Genomic DNA, 18,969 nt, shown 5'->3' on the forward strand with positions numbered 1-18,969 from the left:
AAAACATTATCATGAAATATCTTGCGTTATTGCTTTTTGGAATTCTTTTGGTTTCCTGCAAGAAGGAAGCTTCGCAGGATAATGCAGTAACAGTTAGTATTGACACTGCTTTTGCTGAAGTCGAAACACCTGTTGCCGATAACCGTCAAACGTCAGACCTTGAAAAACTTGTTGCTGAATTTTCAAGGCTGAGGGACGAAACAAGATTAAAATTATCTTCCCTTAAGCCTGAAGAAGCCAGTGCGCTTTTTGATGCATATGAAACGAAGAACAACGAAATAATTGGCCGACTGAACATTTTAGAAGGGAAATTGCTGGAAGATTTTCACGCCCACTTTTATGACCGGAATGGTGACCCCGCAAAACTACATGACACCATACAGTATAAAAAAGACTTGCTGGGAAAGGCCGGGCTGGAATTTTGGCATATCGGCGAAGGCATGGGCGAGATCCGGGCGAAAAACGACTATTACCTGAAGATGTTCAGGGACCATGTAACGCCTGACTACAAACGATTCCTCATGCTACAGTCTGCAGATGATTCTGACTTATGGAGTGCCGATGCAGGGATCGCCATAACCTGGGAGCAGTTGTCGCAACGCGTCATCAACTGGGAAAATTTCGTACTAAAGTATCCTGAGAGCAAACTGTATGCAAGGGCAGCTGCCAATTATCACATGTACAGGTATAGTTACCTTTTCGGGCAGGATAATACACCTACCTACGAACATGAGGGTAACACGCTTTATCCGGAAATCGTGGATGAGTATAACCGCTTTATAAAAAAACATCCGACCAGCCCTACAGCTAAGATCGTAAAGCAAATGCTGGACAATAGCGGCAACATCGGTTTTAAAAGCATTCGTGAACAGGAGAATGCGGAATTCCAGAAGGCTTATGATGGATTTTATGGTGAGGAATAATATCTTTGCCTAAATTTTTGATCAGATCTTGAAACAAATTACCAGCGCCCAGAACCCACTTATAAAAAACCTTGTGCAATTGCAGGAAAAAGCAAAGGCACGCAGGCAAAGCGGCACGTTCCTTATTGAAGGGCAGCGTGAGATAGAATTGGCGCGAAAGGGCGGCTACGAGATCGAAACAGCGCTGTTCGTGGAAGGCATGGTTACCGAAACTGAAGTGAAAAGCCTTGCGGGCAGGCAAACGGAACTTATTGAAATAAGCCGTGAAGTATACCAAAAGCTGGCTTATCGCGATACGACAGAAGGGATAATTGCCATTGCTAAAACTAAAAGCCTGAAGCTGGAAGACCTTAAATTGGGCGACAATCCGCTGGTACTGGTAATGGAAGCGACTGAAAAACCAGGTAACATAGGCGCGATGCTGCGTACTGCCGATGCCGCCAAACTGGATGCCGTGATCATTGCCGACCCCAAAAGCGACCTGTATAACCCTAACATCGTGCGGAGTAGTGTAGGATGCCTGTTTACCAACAACATAGCCGCCGGGACGACGGAAGAGGTGATCGCTTTCCTGAGGTCAAAAAATATCAATATTTACTGTGCCACACTACAGGACTCAGCACCGTATCATACGCAGGACTATACAGCCCCATCGGCATTAGTGGTTGGTACTGAAGCGACAGGACTGACGGACGAATGGCGGATGGCATCTACAAAAAATATCATCATACCCATGCAGGGCGCCATCGACTCGATGAATGTTTCGGTAGCGGCGGCCATACTCATCTTTGAAGCCAAAAGGCAAAGGGGTTTCTAAAATATTATGTATCTTTCGGCGTTTACTAATAGCCAAGATCACTCCAATGAAAGCCCTGAATATACTATTGCTTTTACTGTCATTACCACTTTTTTCACAGGACATCGAAACGCTGTCGTGGGATGAAGCCATGATCAATGACAGGATAAAAATGACCATTTCTAAAGCCGATTTTGACAAACGCTATAAAAAGGCCGACAGCATTACAGCGCCGAAGGCCGGGGAGATATGCGGCCGTGAGGAAGAGGCGACCGTAAAAATGGTATATCACAAAGGCGCGAGATATGAACTGGACAATGGAGTCATGAACTTCCGCAGTGTGGATCTCACCAAAAACCGCAACACTTATTTTTCGATCAAAAATGACTGGTTTGACCGTACAACTACCCTGAAAAGCTTTAGCAAGACCTATCCCGGCGCGGCTGCCTACATTGAGGATGTCGAAGGCGAGGAAGGCGAGCTGCTGGAAATGATAACACTGCTGCCTGATACCGCCGAAGATTATGAATGGCGCTTTTACTTTAAGGACGATAAGCTCAAATCTATTGAGTGTTATTTTCCCTGCGACTGATGGGTGGGACCAAAACATACTACAATCCCCTAAACGGCGAGTTTGCCCGCATAGTAGCGTCTTCTGAAGACACAAACGGAGAATACTCCCTCCTTGAAGTAAGCCTTTCACCCGGCGGCGGCAACCCGCTGCATTATCATACCCGATTTACCGAAGAGTTCTTTGCCGTTAAGGGCAAGCTTGGCCTGCAATACGAAAGATCCACCGTATACTTGGGAACCGGCGAGCAGCAACTCATACCCATTGGCATTCCACATCGATTTTTTAATGACAGCCCCGAAGAGATCATTTTCAGGGTGATGCTGCGACCGGGCCAGCCCGGTTTCGAGAATTTCCTGAAAGCGATGTTCGGGTTGGTAATTGACGGGATGACCATTACCAGGAACCAGGTCCCTAAGAACATTTACCACATTGCGGTGATGCACAATTGGGGTGACACGCACCTTGCATCGCTGCCATTCAGGATATTTTCGCCCCTGGTACGGATACTTTACAGGCGTGCAGTAAAATTGGGGATCGAAAGGGAATTGCTCGAAAGGTATTGCGGATAATTTCTATTTATCGTGCAAGGTTCTGAAAACCTTGCAGGTCGCTACCTGAAGCTGCGTGAGGGGTAGAGGCGATATCCTGCGGAGGGACGAAGCAGATAAAGCCGATGACCCGACGCGGAACGCAGTGGAGCGGCACGCCTAAAAAATCTTGATCCATATTCCGTTCCCCATTGCAAATCATCAAAATATTTACTATATTTAAGGCTATTGTTACCCTATTATGACAGAAACAGACATAGAACTTGAAAACAAGGCTATCGCCAAGGAATATAAAGAACTGCTGCGCATCAGTTACCAAACGCTTTCGGAAGATGATAAAAAGCTGATACGAAAGGCATTTGATGTTGCGGTTGACGCGCACAAGGACCAACGGAGGAAATCGGGTGAAGCCTATATCTTCCATCCCATTGCCGTAGCCAAGATCGTGGCTTCGGAGATCGGGCTTGGTGCTACATCCATTGCCTCGGCGCTGCTGCACGATGTGGTGGAGGATACGGACATTACCGTAGAAGACATCTCAAAAATGTTTAACCCAAAGATCGCGCAGATCGTTGAGGGTCTTACCAAAATAGCGCAGGTAAAGACCGACCAGGAAATATCGATGCAGGCGGAGAATTTCCGCAAGATGCTGCTGACACTGAACGACGATGTGCGCGTGATCCTGATAAAGATCGCCGACAGGCTGCACAACATGCAGACGATGGGATCGATGGCAGATTACAAGCAGGCAAAGATCGCATCGGAAACGCTGTATATTTACGCCCCCCTCGCCCACCGTTTGGGGTTGTACAACATCAAATCCCAACTCGAAGACCTTGGCCTGAAATATACCGAGCCTGCGGTGTACAACGACATCGTGAGCCGCATGAAGGAAAGTAAGGAAGAGCAGGACGCTTATATCAAATCGATATCGGACGTGCTGAAAGCCTCACTTGATGCTGAAGGCATAGAATACACCATTAAAGGACGGCCGAAGTCGATCTACTCCATCCGCCGCAAAATGCTGGCACAAGGTGTGACCTTTGACGAAGTATATGATAAATTCGCACTTCGCATCATTTACAAATCGAACAGCCAGCACGATGAGAAGTTCCTCGCATGGAAGATATACTCCATAGTGACCGACCATTACCGACCGAGCCCGAGCAGGCTGCGGGACTGGATATCATCGCCAAAATCGACCGGATATGAGGCGCTGCACATTACCGTAATGGGACCGAAAGGCCGATGGGTAGAGATACAGGTGCGTAGCGAACGCATGGATGAGGTGGCCGAAAAAGGCTATGCTGCCCACTACAAATACAAGCAGGGCGGCGCGAACGAAGAGCATGGGCTCGAGACATGGCTCAATTTATTGAAGGAAGCACTTGAAAATTCGGCGGCGAATGCAGTGGATTTCGTGGAAGACTTTAAGCTGAACCTCTATGCTAAGGAGATCTATGTGTTTACCCCCAAGGGCGAGATCAAGTCACTACCTAAGGGCGCGACATCGCTTGACTTTGCCTTCAGCATCCATTCCGAGGTGGGGATACGCACGCGCGGAACCAGGGTAAATGGCAAGCTGGTCCCCCTGAACCATGTACTTAACAGCGGTGATCAGGTGGAGGTGATCACCTCGCAAAACCAGAAGCCCAACTCGCACTGGCTGGATTATGTGACAACCGCCCGCGCCAAGAACAAGATAAAGAACGTACTGAACGAGGATACCAAGAAGATCGCCGAAGACGGTAAGGAACTCCTTACCCGCAAGATGCGCCACCTGAAGATCACGCTGAATGAGACTACCGTAAACGAACTGGTTTCCTTCTTTAAGCTGAAAACCAGCCTAGACCTGTTTTACCGTGTTGGGGTGGGCACAATCGAGAACCAGCAATTGAAAGACTTTGCCTCGCTGAAAAGCAACACGTTCATGAACTTCTTTAAAGGTAAGATGAAGCGCTCACCCAACCTGCCACAGGAACAGGTCCAAAAAGAAGAGATCAGCCGAAATTATGACCTGCTTGTGTTTGGAAAAAACGAAGACAAGCTGGATTATAAGCTGGCCAACTGCTGTAACCCTATCCCTGGAGATGATGTATTTGGATTCGTTACAATAAACGAAGGCATTAAAGTACACAAACGGGACTGCCCTAACGCTATCAGGCTGCAGAGTAACTATGCCTATCGCATCATCCAGGCGAAGTGGATCGACTCGTCGCAGGAGGAGTTCAAGGCTACATTGAAGATCACGGGTATGGACTCACTCGGCTTAACTAACGAGCTTACCAAAGTGATTTCGAACATTATGAGCGTAAACATCCAAAGCATATCTCTTAGCGGGAATGCGGGGATATTCAACGGGCAGCTAACGGTGGTGGTGCAGAACAATACTATATTGAAAAAGCTGATCGAAAATATTAAAAAGATAGACGGGATAGATAAGGTGACGAGGATCTATAACTAAACATGGAAAAACTACTCTTGCTCTTCATCCTGACAATAGCCAACTTTGGCTTCAGCCAGGAAATTGAAGTAAATGAAAAGAACCTCAGCAAAAAATGGGTGTTCAGTGATATTATTAACGACAGCACTGAAGAAAAAAAGGCCGAAACACGTGAAATGCTGGAAGGGATGGTATTATCATTCCGCGAAGATAAAACCTATACATTTGATTTTATCGCAAGCCGGGAAGGCACCTGGAAGCTGAATACTGAAAGGAAAATAATTACCGTGAAGGAAAGTGGTAAAGTAAAAACAAATACCTGGACGGTTCACTCTCTTACTAAAGATCAATTCGTAGCCTCCCGGAATGATTCTGCACAACAAATTGTTTTTAAAGCAGGATAGCATCATTTCTGCAGAACCTTTCCACTTCCCGAAAATTAGATTATCTTTGCAGTTATTGACACAACATCATGGAAAATAATAAAAACCAGGACATTGTAAAAAATGTCTTTACCAAATTCCTTGAGGATAAAGGCCACAGGAAAACGCCTGAGCGCTACGCCATCCTACAGGAGATATACAACAGCCAGGAGCATTTCGACATTGAGTCGCTGTACATAAAGATGAAGAACAAGAACTATCGTGTGAGCCGTGCTACGCTTTACAACACGATAGAATTGCTATTGGATTGCGGCCTGGTACGCAGGCATCAGTTCGGGCAGAACCAGAGCCATTACGAGAAATCGTACTTTGACAAGCAGCACGATCACATCATCATGACCGATACGGGCGAGGTGATCGAGTTTTGCGACCCGCGCATCCAGTCGATCAAAAAAACCATAGAGGAGATCTTTGGTATTGAAATTCATAACCATTCTTTATACCTTTACGGCCACCGAAAGGCCCCTGCGCCCGAAGTGATCACCGATGCGGAAGTTGCAGCGGCTACAAACCAACCCTAACGGATTGGTTTTATTTTTTTACCGAATAAACAATAACTACAACATAACTAACAACTAACAGAATGACAGTAGATTTGCTGCTTGGACTACAATGGGGCGACGAAGGCAAGGGAAAGATCGTTGACGTGCTTACATCCAAATACGATATCATCGCACGTTTCCAGGGCGGCCCGAACGCAGGGCACACTTTGGAATTTGACGGCATTAAGCACGTATTGAGAACGATACCATCGGGTATTTTCCACCAAAATTCCATTAACATCATAGGCAATGGCGTGGTAATGGACCCCGTGGTTTTCCAGAAAGAACTGGAAGGCCTGGAGAAATTCAATATCGACATTCAATCAAGGCTTTTTATCTCGCGCAAAGCCCACCTGATACTGCCGACACACCGCCTGCTGGATGCGGCATCTGAAACATCAAAAGGCAAGGCTAAGATAGGCTCGACGCTGAAAGGTATTGGCCCGACTTATATGGACAAGACCGGCAGGAACGGCATCCGTGTAGGCGACATTGAGCTTGCCGATTTCAAAGAACGCTACCGTACACTTGCCGACAAGCACCAGGCGATGATCAACTTCTATGACGTAGCACTGGAATATGACCTTGAGGAACTGGAGACAGAATTCTTTGCCGCGGTTGAGGAACTAAAAAAACTGAAATTTATTGACAGCGAGGAATACCTGAACAAGGCAATGAAGGAAGGTAAAACGATACTTGCCGAGGGCGCGCAGGGTTCGTTGCTGGACATTGATTTTGGCACCTACCCATTCGTAACATCGTCCAACACCACCGCTGCAGGCGCCTGTACAGGGCTTGGCATTGCGCCGAATAAGGTTAATGATGTCTTCGGGATATTTAAAGCTTACACTACACGCGTAGGAAGCGGCCCTTTCCCTACTGAACTTTTTGATGAGGACGGCGCTACCATGGCACGCGTGGGCAACGAATTCGGGTCGGTGACCGGGCGCGCGAGGCGTTGCGGATGGCTGGACCTTGTGGCGCTGAAATATGCGGTGCAGGTAAATGGTGTTACACAATTGTACATGATGAAAGGCGACGTGCTTTCGGGGTTTGACACACTGAAAGTATGCACGGCTTATGAATATAAAGGCCAAAAGATAGATCACCTGCCGTACAACATTGAGCCGGAGAACGTATCTCCCCTGTTTGTTGAGATGAAGGGATGGGCGGCAGACCTTACCGGAATGACCACCTATGATGAGCTGCCTGCAGAACTGAAAGCGTACATCGAATTTATCGAGAAAGAGCTTGAGGTGCCTATAAAGGTAGTTTCTGTTGGACCTGACAGGACACAGACGATCATGAAGTAACAGAGAAATATAATCATATGAGGCCCGGCAATTTTATTTGTCGGGCTTTTTGTTTTTACGCAATGAAATAATAACTCCGGCGTTTTATTACGGCACAGCTATTGTTATATTATTTGCGTAAATTTGCCTCAAAATCCCAGACATTGAAAAAACTGTTTTTCTTTATCATAAGCCTCACTTTACTGGTTGGTACATCGATGTTCGCACAGCAAAAAAAGCAGATCATCGTTGAGAACTCTGATTTTACGGAAAGGAACGAGAATGAAGTGCCCGGCGCTGTTGTACTTACAGGCAACGTGCAGATATTTCATGACGGTGTAAGGATAACCTGCAACAAGGCCTACCATTTTACCGATGAGAATTACATAAAGCTTTTTGGCAACGTAAAAATGAACCAGGGCGATTCACTGTTCATGGATAGCCGTTATGCCGAATATAACGGTGACAGGAAATTTGCCTATGCCACCGGAGGTGTGGTGATGCGCTCGCCTGAAATGACCCTTACCACCGACACCATAAACCTGGACCGTTCCATTCAACAAGCGTATTATAACAGTTACGGTACCATCGTCAACAAGGAAAATACGCTGAGAAGCAAATCGGGGCGCTACATCATCGGGCAGAAAAAATATGAGTTCAGGACGGCTGTAACGCTTACTAACCCAAAATATGTATTGAAGTCGAACAACCTGGATTATTATACCAACTCCGGCCACTCATATGTTTTTGGGCCAAGTACCATTACCAGCAAAGACGATTTCATTTATACCGAAAAAGGATTTTATGATACTCGGAAACGACTGGCAAAGCTCTACACCAACTCCTACATAAAATACGACACGCAGATAATACGGGGTGATGAGATGTTTTATGACCAAAACAAAGAATTTGCCACTGCTACCAATAACGTGAGCGTTACTGATACCGTTAACAAGTTTAAAGGCACGGGGCATTACGCAGAAGTATACCGTGCGAAAGACTCGACCATGCTGACAAAACGTGCGCTTGTGGCGACGGTAGTGGAGAACGATACGCTTTACACACACGCAAAGCGAATGATCATTACCGGGAAGAAAGGCCAGAGAGTAGTCCGTGGGTACAATAATGCACGTTTTTACAAGATCGACATGAACGGCAAGTGCGATTCGATACATTCTAACGAGGCAACGGGGCTGACACAGCTGATACGCAGGCCGGTAATTTTTAATGGGCAGAACCAGATCACCGGCGATGTGATCCACCTGATATCGAATGCGGCGACTGAAAAGCTGGATTCGATCAAAGTCCTCAACAATGCCTTTATCATCCAAAAGGATACGCTGGGCAAAGGCTACAACCAGTTGAAGGGCGCAAACCTTTATGGTAAGTTTAAAGACAATAAGCTTTCGGAAGTCGACCTGATAAAGAACACCGAGAAGATATATTACATGTATGATGATGACGATGCGCTGGTAGGTATCGATAAAGGCCTGAGCAGCAAGATACACCTTGACATTGAGAATAACGAGATAGTAGCGGTAACATCGTATACCAATATTGAGAGTGACTCCTATCCTGACTCGGAACTGCCTGAAAACGTGCGGAAACTGCGTGGGTTTGAATGGCGGGGCGAGGAGATCATTAAAAGCAAAGATGATATATTTCCGCCGGAAGAGCAGGAAATACATGACAAGATAGTCGAGAAAAGCGATAAGGACAAAGAAAAGGAAGATACCCCTTTACAGCCATTGCCGGAAACGCTGAACTATGACAAGAACAACCCATTGCCAAAGCCGGCGGCCCAAAAAACCGAACCACCTGCCACGGCGCCGCAAAAGAAACCGGTTATGCCTGCTGAGAAAACTACAGGCCTGAAGCCAAAGCCAAAAAAGAAGCCGTAAGGCACATTACAGATCACAAGGACCATGATTGAAGATTTTTATAAATATCAGGCGCAGACCTCCCCTTACCCGTTGGGAATGGAAGTTTCTCACGCCAAAGGAAGCTATATATATGATACTAAAGGCAAAGCCTACCTCGACTTTGTTGCAGGGGTTTCTGCGGCAAGCCTCGGCCATCAGCATGAACGGGTGAACAAGGCCATAATCGATCAGCTGAACAAATATTCGCACGTGATGGTGTATGGCGAATATGCCCAGCACCCGGCAACGGAATTCTGCCGGATTTTGGCAGAACACATGCCCGAAAAGCTGAGCAAGACCTACCTGGTGAATTCGGGCACGGAGGCCACCGAGGGCGCACTGAAGCTGGCACGCAGGGTAACCGGAAGGAGCCAGCTTATATCATGCTTTAAAGCTTACCACGGCAACACAATGGGATCAATGAGCGTAATGGGCTTTGAGGAGCGAAAGCAGATCTTCCGCCCGCTGATCCCGGATGTGGATTTCATTACCTTTAACAATGAAGAGGACCTGCAAAAGATAACCACTAAAACTGCGGGCATTATTCTCGAAACGATACAGGGCGGTGCGGGCTTCATACAGCCGGAGAACGATTTCCTTAAAAAAGTGAGGCAACGCTGCGACGAAGTGGGCGCACTGATGATACTGGATGAGATACAGCCGGGCTTTGGCCGTACGGGAAAGCTGTTCGGTTTCCAGAATTATGATGTGGTGCCGGATGTTGTTGTGATGGGCAAAGGCATGGGCGGCGGTATGCCTGTTGGGGCATTTACAGCCTCTGCAGGGATGATGGACCTGCTAAGCCACGACCCGAAACTGGGGCATATAACAACATTTGGAGGTCATCCTGTGATCGCGGCGGCCTGTTTGGCAACTTTGCAGGAAATAACCGAAACTGACATAATGGCGCAGGCACTCGAAAAAGAAAAGCTGTTCCGCAAGCTGCTCGTTCATCCGTTGATAAAAGAGGTGCGTGGAGAAGGGCTAATGCTTGCTGCTATGACCGAAAGCGCCGCTATAACTGATAAAGTGATATTGCGCTGCCAGGAAAAAGGGCTTATTTTATTTTGGCTGCTGTTTGAAGTAACAGCGATACGGATCACTCCGCCGCTAACCATATCGGAAGAAGAAATAATTAAGGGCTGTGGCATTATTATTGAAGTTATGAATGAAATAGCTGCTGAACAATAAATTTTGACAATTGTTTGTTAATTAAATTGTTCAAAAGAAAACATAATAAATTCCTTTTTTGCAGAACTATTCGTAACTTTAAAAAGGATATTTTAAACTATAGGAGCATGAATTTGAGCCACGAAGAAGAAGATCACAGTTTATCCTTATCAAAGTTTGAATCGATGTTGAAGACCAACAAAGTATTCTTCTTTGACTCCGAAGAGTTTGAGGACATCATTCTTCACTACCTTGACTCCGGAAAAATAAATTTAGCTAAAAAGGCCTTAAAACTCGGCTTGGAACAGCATCCCAAGTCCACAGGCTTAAAATTAGTACAGGTTGAAATTTTAGTTTTTGATGACAAGCTCGAACTCGCAGAGCGCTTATTGAACGATCTATATGCCATTGAGCCTACTAATGAGGAAATATACATCCAGAAGGCCAACATTTACAGTAAAAGGGACGATCATGAAAAAGCAGTTGAGCTACTGCAGGTAGCCCTGAAATATACCGATGATTATGCCGATGTATATTCGCTTATAGGTATGGAGTATCTTTTTATGGACAACCTCGAGCTGGCAAGGGATAACTTCATTAAATGCCTTGAGGAAGATACCGAAGACCATTCGGCATTATATAATGTTGTATACTGCTTCGATTTTTTGGACCAAAATCTTGAAGCCATTGATTTCCTTAACGGCTTTATAGATAAGAACCCTTACAGTGAGGTAGCGTGGCACCAGTTGGGCAGGCAGTATTATGCCATCAAGGAGTATGAGCAGGCATTGCGCGCATTTGATTATGCGACCCTGATAGATGACAGCTTTCTGGGAGCTTTCCTTGAGAAGGCCAAGACACTGGAAAGGCTGAAACGTCATGAGGATGCTATTGAGTGCTACAACATCACGATGGAACTGGACGACCCTACCTCCTACGCATTATTACGCGTGGGTAAATGCTATGAGCGCCTGGGCAACCATGAAAAGGCATTAAAGTTTTACCTGAGGACAGTGCACGAAGACCCGCTATTGGATAAGGCATGGATCGCGATCACCGACTTTTACATCCGCAGGAAGAATTTCCAAAAAGCGCTGTATTACGTGAATAAAGCTAACGGTATTGATAACGAGAACAAGCTGTACTGGAAACGCTATGCCGTTATCAACAGGGCGCTGGGCTTTCATGAAGAAGCCGAAGAAGGCTATCGCAAGGCAGTAGAGTTTGGCGATTACCAGCTTGACACATGGCTTTTTTGGACCGACAGCCTTATAACCCTTGGCGAATATGATACCGCCATCATTACATTGCTGCAGGCGTGCGAATATTTCCCTGAGGAGTTTGAGATCGAGTACCGCCTTGCCGGATTATACTTCATGCAGCAGGAGTCGGACAAGGCCATTTTCCACCTGAGCAACGGGTTAAGGCTGAACTTCAAGAACAATACGCTTATTGAAGAATTCTTCCCGTCGATCTGGTATTCGGATGTCGTTCAGGATGAGATAGCAAAACATAAAAAAAGAAAATAACGCATTTAGTTTATGTATTATCCCGGCATCGGCTAACGCCCTGCCGGTTTTTTTATAACCATTAAAGAGGTGCATTTCTTATATTCCGGAGTAAAGCCCTGTCAAAAAATTATTTAAAAGATAACATTTGTATTTTGTCAGTAACCGGAGTAATAGGCGATCTTTATGTCTTTAAAATTAACTGGACCAAACTGTGAAGATCAAAGCAAAAATATACGGACTCGTGGGCCGGAACATAAGCTACTCCTTTTCTGCAGGGTATTTCAATAAGAAATTTTCAGAAAAGGAAAAACTGAAGAATTGTGTTTATACCAATTTTGACATTAAGTACATTAGCGAGCTGCCGGAAATAGTAAAAAACACCCCAAAGCTCAAGGGTCTTAATGTGACCATTCCCTACAAAGAAGAGGTAATACCGCTGCTGGATTCGCTTTCAGGTACCGCAAAGATAATCGGTGCTGTAAATACCGTCAAAATATCCAGGGACGGAAAGCTGAAAGGATATAATACCGACCATTATGGTTTCCGGAAAGCATTGGAGCCGCTACTTAACACCGATCATACAAAAGCGCTGATATTAGGTACGGGAGGGGCATCGAAAGCAGTTGCCTATGCACTTCGGAAAATGAAGATCGAATATGACTTCGTTTCACGCAATGGCGATGAAACGATATTTTCATATGAAGACCTGGACAATGAGATCTTCAGCGAGTACACGATCATCATCAATACCACGCCACTGGGCACATTCCCGGGGATAGAGTCATGCCCGGCGTTGGACTACACCCTTTTTACCAAGAGACATATAGCCTTCGACCTCGTGTACAACCCTACTGTCACCAAATTCCTGCGCCTTGCCAAAGAGAATGGAGCCACTACGGAGAATGGTTATGCGATGCTGGTATTTCAGGCGGAAAAGGCCTGGAAGATATGGAATGAGAAGTAATTGTATCCTGATCATTAAGAACTTCATACTGATCTTTTAAAATCATTATATAAAAGGTCATAAATTGATGTTTTTCTTTGAATATTAAACTGGCTTTAGTATCTTTCGGCTGTAAACTTGTTAAACCCTAAGCATTTTATACAATGTTAGAAGAAAAGAATGATAACCTGCACAACGCAGATGGAGAGGAGCTTAATGAAATGAATGGCACGCTCGACAAAGGCATGATACCCGAAGACGGCTCGGCTGATGGTAATGATATCCCTGTAGTTCACGAGACCGAAGGACAATTGCCATTCGCGCCAAAAGAAGTTTTGGATGCTGCTAAAGTAGCCGATGAGCCGGAAGAAGAAGTGATCACTGAATCAGCCGATAATGAAGATGACATTGATGCGGGAATTCCTGCTGAGGATACAAGTGCCGAAACTACTGAACCTGACAATGAAAGTGTTACCCCTGAGCTAGTTGCCGAAGCTGATACTATTGATGAAGTTGCCGCTGAAACTGCCGCGCCGCTCTCGGCTGTGGAATCCATTTCGCAAAGTAATGCCGAGGAAGGCGAGGACGACTCAGCAGGCAAGCACGATATCCCTATGAAGGATTATGATGCTATGAGCATGGAGCAGCTTCACGATGAACTAGAAGGTACCGTTGCCCATGAAAAAGTGATGGCCGTAAAAGAGCACGTAGAGGAGATAAGGAAGGCTTTTTATTCTAAATACAATCATTTAATTGAAGAAAAGAAGGACGAGCACAGCCATGAAAATAATGGCGACACCTCGGAATTTGAATATCATTTCCCCCTAAAGGGCAAATTCGACGCCCTGTTCAATCAATACAGGGACAGGAAAAGTGCCCAATTCAAAAAAATGCAGGGCGACCTGAAAGGCAACCTTGAGAACAGGCTTACCATCATCGAGGAACTGAAGAACCTTGCCGATGGGGGTGAAAATATGAAAGATGCGCTTAAGCATATCAACGAGCTTAGAGAGCGCTGGAAAAATGCCGGGCCGATACCGCGTGACAAGTACAACCACGTTTGGAACAACTTCCACTTCCACATAGAGCGTTTTTATGACCACCTGCACCTTGACAGGGAGGCACGCGACATGGACTTTAAGCACAACCTTGAGCAAAAGCAAAAGATCGTTGCCCGTGTTGAGGAACTGGTTAAGGAAGAAGATATCAACAAAGCCTTCCGTGAATTGCAGGGGCTGCACAAAATGTGGAAAGAAGAAATAGGGCCTGTATCGCGCGAACACCGTGAGGAGATATGGAACCGTTTCAGCGAGCTAACCAAGCAGCTTCATGACAAGCGTGAGGCACTTCAGGTCAAAAGCCGCGAATTGGAAGAGCAGAACCTTGCGGCCAAGAGAGATATAATAGCGCAAATAGATGCCATTGCTGCCGAAAAAATATCGGCACACAATGCATGGCAGGGACAAATAGACCGTATCGAGGCATTGAGGGAGCAATTCTTCAAGGCTGGTAAAGTGCCTATCGAGGTGAACGAAGATACCTGGGCGGCCTTCAAGAACGCGGTAAGGAACTTCAACTCGGTTAAGAACTCTTTCTATAAAGACATTAAAAAAGACCAGCAGGACAATCTGAACCGTAAGCTGGCACTGGTAGAAAAAGCCAATTCGCTAAAAGAAAGCGAGGATTTTGAAACCACGACCCAGGTAATGAAGCAAATACAGGAAGAATGGAAAACCATTGGACATGTGCCACGGAAGTATTCAGATTCTGTATGGAAAGACTTCAAAGGGGCTTGTAACCACTATTTCGACAGGCTTCACGCAAACCGCAACGAGGCCAATAAGGATGAGATCGAGGCTTTCGACAAGAAAAAGGAATACCTGGACAGCATGAAGGATTTTGAGCTGACAGGCGACCACAAGACCGATCTGGATGCCATCAAAAAACATATTGAGAACTGGAAAGCGATGGGCCGTGTTCCACAGGCCAGGAGGCACATTGAGGGTAAATTCAATAAGATACTTGATGTACTGTTTGAAAAGCTGAGCCTGTCTAAGAAAGAAACTGACATGGTGCGATTTACCAACCGTCTCGAGCAAATGTCTGAAGGTGACGACAGCCGCAGGCTGGAAAATGAGCAACTGTTCATAATGCGCAAGATCGATGAGATACAGGCTGAGATATTCCAGTTGGAAAACAATATACAATTCTTCTCTAATGCCAAAGGGGACAATCCACTGGTAAAAGAGGTGCGCAAGAACATTGATCGCCACAAAGAAGACCTTGCCAGCTGGAAGGACAAGCTAAAGCAGATAAGAAGAATGAAAAGTGAATAAATAATGAGATCCCGCTCCGGCGGGATCTTTTTTGCCATGAGACGGCGTTAAAGGTTGAAAATAACCATTGCATTAATGAAAACGGTATTTAAGTGCGGCAATAGCAGTAGCGCTGCACGCACAGAAGTTTGCAAAGGGGGATATTCAATACAAAATAAAAAATCCCCAAAGGCATTACACCTTTGGGGACCACACATGTAGCGGAAACTAACTATTGCTTCGCTATCTTTAAGGCTGCTGAGCCTTTTTCTGTATACACATTAAGGATGTAGGTACCCTGCTGCAATTCGGAAAGGTTAACTTTCAATTCGTTGCCGCCGCCTGCTGTAGCAAGAACAGTTTGCCCGATCAGGTTAGTTACGGTTATCCTGTTTATTACATTATCATTGGAAATGGTAAGTATGTCTGTTGCAGGATTAGGATAAACCATAAGGTTCTTCAACTCAAATCCCGGCGCGGAAAGCACTTCGTTCACTTCTACAGCGAACAGCTCGCTTTCGCAGCCATCGATCCATTGTGAGCAGTAATAGGTAGCACCATCCTCCAGCACTGTATTTGGTGTTATGACTTCATAAGTCGTTCCGTCTAAAGCATACCATGTTACAGTAGCGCCGGCTTCAGTATTTACTTCGAGCGATGCTATAGTCTCTCCTGCCGTGAAATCCTGTAAAGGCGATCCGTCCGGTGTATCCGGCGTTGCGTGCATCAGGGCAGTATATGGAACTGCGGGGCTTTCACACTCTTCCATGTGTTGCGATACATAGTATGTTGTGCCATTTACAAGAGGAGTTGATGTGGGTAGTGCACTACCCCCTACTGAAGCACTCCAGGTAACTTCAGCACCTTCATTGTGATCAACTTCTATGTCTGCTAAAGTAGCCCCGGAGCAAAACTCCTGGTCAAGTAGTATCATCGGCTCGTCGAGCTCAATTATAGTAACAATAATAGGGATCCTGTCACTTTCGCAGCCACTGATAGTCTGCGATACATAATATGTACCGCTCGTAAATACATAACTGCCGGCCAGCTCAGTACCGCCAGTTTCATTGGCATATACATTGAACATATCTAAACCGCCTGTAGCATCATTTACAGTAATGCCATAACAACCCATAGCTTCATTCTCGATGTCCGGAACAGGTGTAACAGTAATAGTTACATCCACGCTTTCCCTTTGGCTTTCGCACCCATTAAGCGATTGAGATACATAGTAAGTACCTTCTGTAAGAGGGGTCGAACCAGCCAATGCCGTACCACCATTAGCTACATTATACCAGTTGATCTGCGCTGTTGGCACACCCGAAGCCGTAAGTCCTGCAACTGTACCACTTACACAGAATACCTGATCGGCAGCGGTTGGTGCAGCCAATATTGTTATTGTAACAGCAACCGGTGTGCGGGCACTTTCGCACCCTGACACTGTTTGCGATACATAATAAGTTGCAGCAGTAAGTGTTGCCGTGCCTTGCAGTTCGCTTCCGCCTGTAGCACCTGCATACCAGTTAAGTTCTGCTCCGGCACTACCTGAAGCAGTGAGGTTAGCTACCGTTGCACCCGGACAGAAGCTTTGCGCCGATGCTGTAGGCGCCGCAACTGTATTGATCGTAACCGCAACTGCGGTCCTGGCACTTTCACATCCTGACACGGTTTGCGAAACATAATAAGTTGTCGCAGTAAGTACTGCTGTTCCGGCAAGTTCTGTTCCACCTGTCGCTCCCGCATACCAGTTGAACTCAGCTCCCGCGACCCCATTAACGATAAGGTTAGCTACCGTAGAGCCCGGGCAGAAGCTTTGTGCTGTTGCCGTTGGTACCGCTGTAGTATTGATCGTAACCACAACCGGGGTCCTGGCACTTTCGCAACCTGACACTACTTGCGATACATAATAGGTAGTAGCAGTTAGCACTGTTGTGCCCGTTAAAGCTGTACCTCCCGTTGAAGCTGCATACCAGTTAAAAGTAGCACCGGCCGCACCTGTTGCAGTTAGGCTGCTCAGAGTGCTGCCCTGGCAAAATGCCTGCGCAGAAGCCGTTGGTACTGCAGGAGGCGTACAGTTGAGTGGCGCATAAGTTACTGTAACGGTCCAGCTGTTATTATTAACCTTATTATAGCCGGTAGTACATCCCGAACCACCATAAGTGCGCCATGCCCTCAATTCGAATTGCACTGCGCCTGTCGCGCCATTAGCAAATGTAAGCCCCGTACGGTTATAGGCCATAGTGCCCCCGTTGCCAGTACCTGAAGATACTCCCGCCTCGCCCGTGTTGGTGGTCAGGCAGCGCAAAACGGAGCGCTGCTCGCTCATCCAGCCATTGGAAGCCGTGGTCATGGTGTATGAAGTGGCAACCGAAGCTATTTGGTATCCCGCCGGTACATTAATAGTAAGGGTGCCGGGACAAGTAGTAGCTGTAGTAGTTGTTGGTTCATCAACGACATAAAGTGTAGAGATATCGCCTGAAGTATAGGTCCCCGAAATTTGACCGGGCGTGAAAGTGACCATTACCCACGGGCCGTTATCGGTATCGCCGCAATGCGACCTTACCCAGGCATAATGCTGGAGGCCCGTATTGAGCGAGGACAGTGAGACCGTATTTATCCCCGGACCCACATTGCCGCTTGGTACCGTGCTTGCTGTAGGCGGGGTATTGCTGGTTGAATAATAGTAATCATAACCTCCTGATGGTACTATAATTGCCGGTGTCCAGGACAATGTTGCCGCATCGGCAGTTGCAACAGCTGTGAGGCTTCCGGGCGAAGGGCATGCGCCTGTAAGTTCGGCGGTTGCTGCAAAAACGTTGACTATTCCTGCCGCAGATGATGTTTTTGTAAACTGGATGCCTGTAACGGTCTTTAACTGGTTTTCCGGAAGGATGTTTAGCACCAACTGGTAGAGCCTCGGGTTGTTCTCGGGATTTTCAAGTGCACTGGTAGTACGGAGAACACGACCAAATCCCCACGCGGCTATGGGCTGCGCATTGCTGTTGAACCAATCGGGTACAAACACGTCTGGAATTACCTGAGTTGAAGCATCAGAAAAGTGTACTGTAGCTGATACGGTAGCATCGCCGCTTCCCGTTGTTGCTATTACATACAGCCGTGATGCTATTACAGCGTTGGAAAATGAAATCGTACCCGTACCATTTTGCGCGCTCACCTGTAAGGCGTTGTTACCTGTCAAAGAGCCAAGCTGGTAGGTAATGGCATTGTTTACCATAGAGGTAATCAGCCCACTTGCCGGAAGCGCATAGGCCGGTGGAGCAGCCGCTGTAGGCTGGAAATTGTTGGCCATGAAGTTATAATTGGCAGCATCGACCGCCGCGGTGGTTGAACTTAACGCCGAACCGGATCCGTTGGCGATCACATCGGCAGAGAAACCGGATGCTACCTGAAGGTGTTCATACGTTTGGGCTTCTGCCAGACCTGTCCATAAAACCGCACCAAACAGAGCAAATGATCGTAGTAATTTTTTTTTCATGCAGGTATTTTTTAATTGGTTGATTATAATTTGAAGGTAGCTATTAACTAA

The 18,969-nt window shown here is 46.4% G+C and carries 14 protein-coding genes; 13 read left to right on the plus strand and 1 reads right to left on the minus strand.

The window, feature by feature from the left end; genetic code table 11:
* The first annotated feature begins 11 nt into the window (after window positions 1-11).
* From ACT6R0_RS13025 to ACT6R0_RS13085, 13 genes are all read left to right on the plus strand, one after another.
* Window positions 12-923, plus strand: coding sequence for a hypothetical protein (locus tag ACT6R0_RS13025; RefSeq protein WP_444654432.1), 912 nt, complete (start codon window positions 12-14; stop codon window positions 921-923).
* Between the two features lie 28 nt (window positions 924-951).
* A complete protein-coding gene (locus ACT6R0_RS13030; RefSeq protein ID WP_444654430.1) occupies window positions 952-1,740 on the plus strand; it encodes a TrmH family RNA methyltransferase in 789 nt (262 codons plus the stop codon).
* Between the two features lie 46 nt (window positions 1,741-1,786).
* A complete protein-coding gene (locus tag ACT6R0_RS13035) occupies window positions 1,787-2,311 on the plus strand; it encodes a hypothetical protein (protein WP_444654429.1) in 525 nt (174 codons plus the stop codon).
* On the plus strand, window positions 2,311-2,862 hold the full coding sequence (locus ACT6R0_RS13040; RefSeq protein WP_444654427.1) for a cupin domain-containing protein: 552 nt from the start codon (window positions 2,311-2,313) through the stop codon (window positions 2,860-2,862). The genes ACT6R0_RS13035 and ACT6R0_RS13040 overlap by 1 nt, the downstream gene beginning before the upstream one ends.
* A 220-nt stretch (window positions 2,863-3,082) precedes the next feature.
* On the plus strand, window positions 3,083-5,305 hold the full coding sequence (locus ACT6R0_RS13045) for a RelA/SpoT family protein (RefSeq protein ID WP_444654426.1): 2,223 nt from the start codon (window positions 3,083-3,085) through the stop codon (window positions 5,303-5,305).
* A gap of 2 nt (window positions 5,306-5,307) precedes the next feature.
* Window positions 5,308-5,688, plus strand: a complete 381-nt coding sequence (locus ACT6R0_RS13050) for a hypothetical protein (RefSeq protein ID WP_444654424.1) — start codon at window positions 5,308-5,310, stop codon at window positions 5,686-5,688.
* Window positions 5,689-5,756: 68 nt separating this feature from the next.
* Window positions 5,757-6,248, plus strand: a complete 492-nt coding sequence (locus ACT6R0_RS13055; protein WP_444654423.1) for a Fur family transcriptional regulator — start codon at window positions 5,757-5,759, stop codon at window positions 6,246-6,248.
* A gap of 62 nt (window positions 6,249-6,310) precedes the next feature.
* Window positions 6,311-7,582: an adenylosuccinate synthase gene (locus tag ACT6R0_RS13060; protein WP_444654422.1), complete on the plus strand. Its 1,272-nt coding sequence runs from the start codon at window positions 6,311-6,313 to the stop codon at window positions 7,580-7,582.
* 143 nt (window positions 7,583-7,725) lie between these two features.
* Entirely contained in the window at window positions 7,726-9,462 is a 1,737-nt protein-coding gene (locus ACT6R0_RS13065) for an OstA-like protein (RefSeq protein ID WP_444654421.1), read from the plus strand.
* 24 nt (window positions 9,463-9,486) lie between these two features.
* A complete protein-coding gene (locus ACT6R0_RS13070) occupies window positions 9,487-10,674 on the plus strand; it encodes an aspartate aminotransferase family protein (RefSeq protein WP_444654419.1) in 1,188 nt (395 codons plus the stop codon).
* Window positions 10,675-10,781: 107 nt separating this feature from the next.
* Window positions 10,782-12,182, plus strand: a complete 1,401-nt coding sequence (locus ACT6R0_RS13075) for a tetratricopeptide repeat protein (RefSeq protein ID WP_444654418.1) — start codon at window positions 10,782-10,784, stop codon at window positions 12,180-12,182.
* A 199-nt stretch (window positions 12,183-12,381) separates the two neighbouring features.
* Window positions 12,382-13,128 carry a shikimate dehydrogenase family protein gene (locus ACT6R0_RS13080; RefSeq protein WP_444654519.1) on the plus strand — a complete coding sequence of 249 codons (747 nt, stop codon included), beginning with the start codon at window positions 12,382-12,384 and terminating at the stop codon, window positions 13,126-13,128.
* A gap of 143 nt (window positions 13,129-13,271) precedes the next feature.
* Complete coding sequence (locus ACT6R0_RS13085) at window positions 13,272-15,443, plus strand: DUF349 domain-containing protein (RefSeq protein ID WP_444654417.1); 2,172 nt, start codon at window positions 13,272-13,274, stop codon at window positions 15,441-15,443.
* 211 nt (window positions 15,444-15,654) lie between these two features.
* Here ACT6R0_RS13085 and ACT6R0_RS13090 read toward each other — a convergent pair whose 3' ends face one another.
* On the minus strand, window positions 15,655-18,918 hold the full coding sequence (locus tag ACT6R0_RS13090; RefSeq protein ID WP_444654416.1) for an Ig-like domain-containing protein: 3,264 nt from the start codon (window positions 18,916-18,918) through the stop codon (window positions 15,655-15,657).
* Window positions 18,919-18,969 lie beyond the last annotated feature (51 nt).

This window comes from Flavobacterium sp. (genome assembly GCF_052437795.1).
GTDB lineage: Bacteria > Bacteroidota > Bacteroidia > Flavobacteriales > Flavobacteriaceae > Flavobacterium.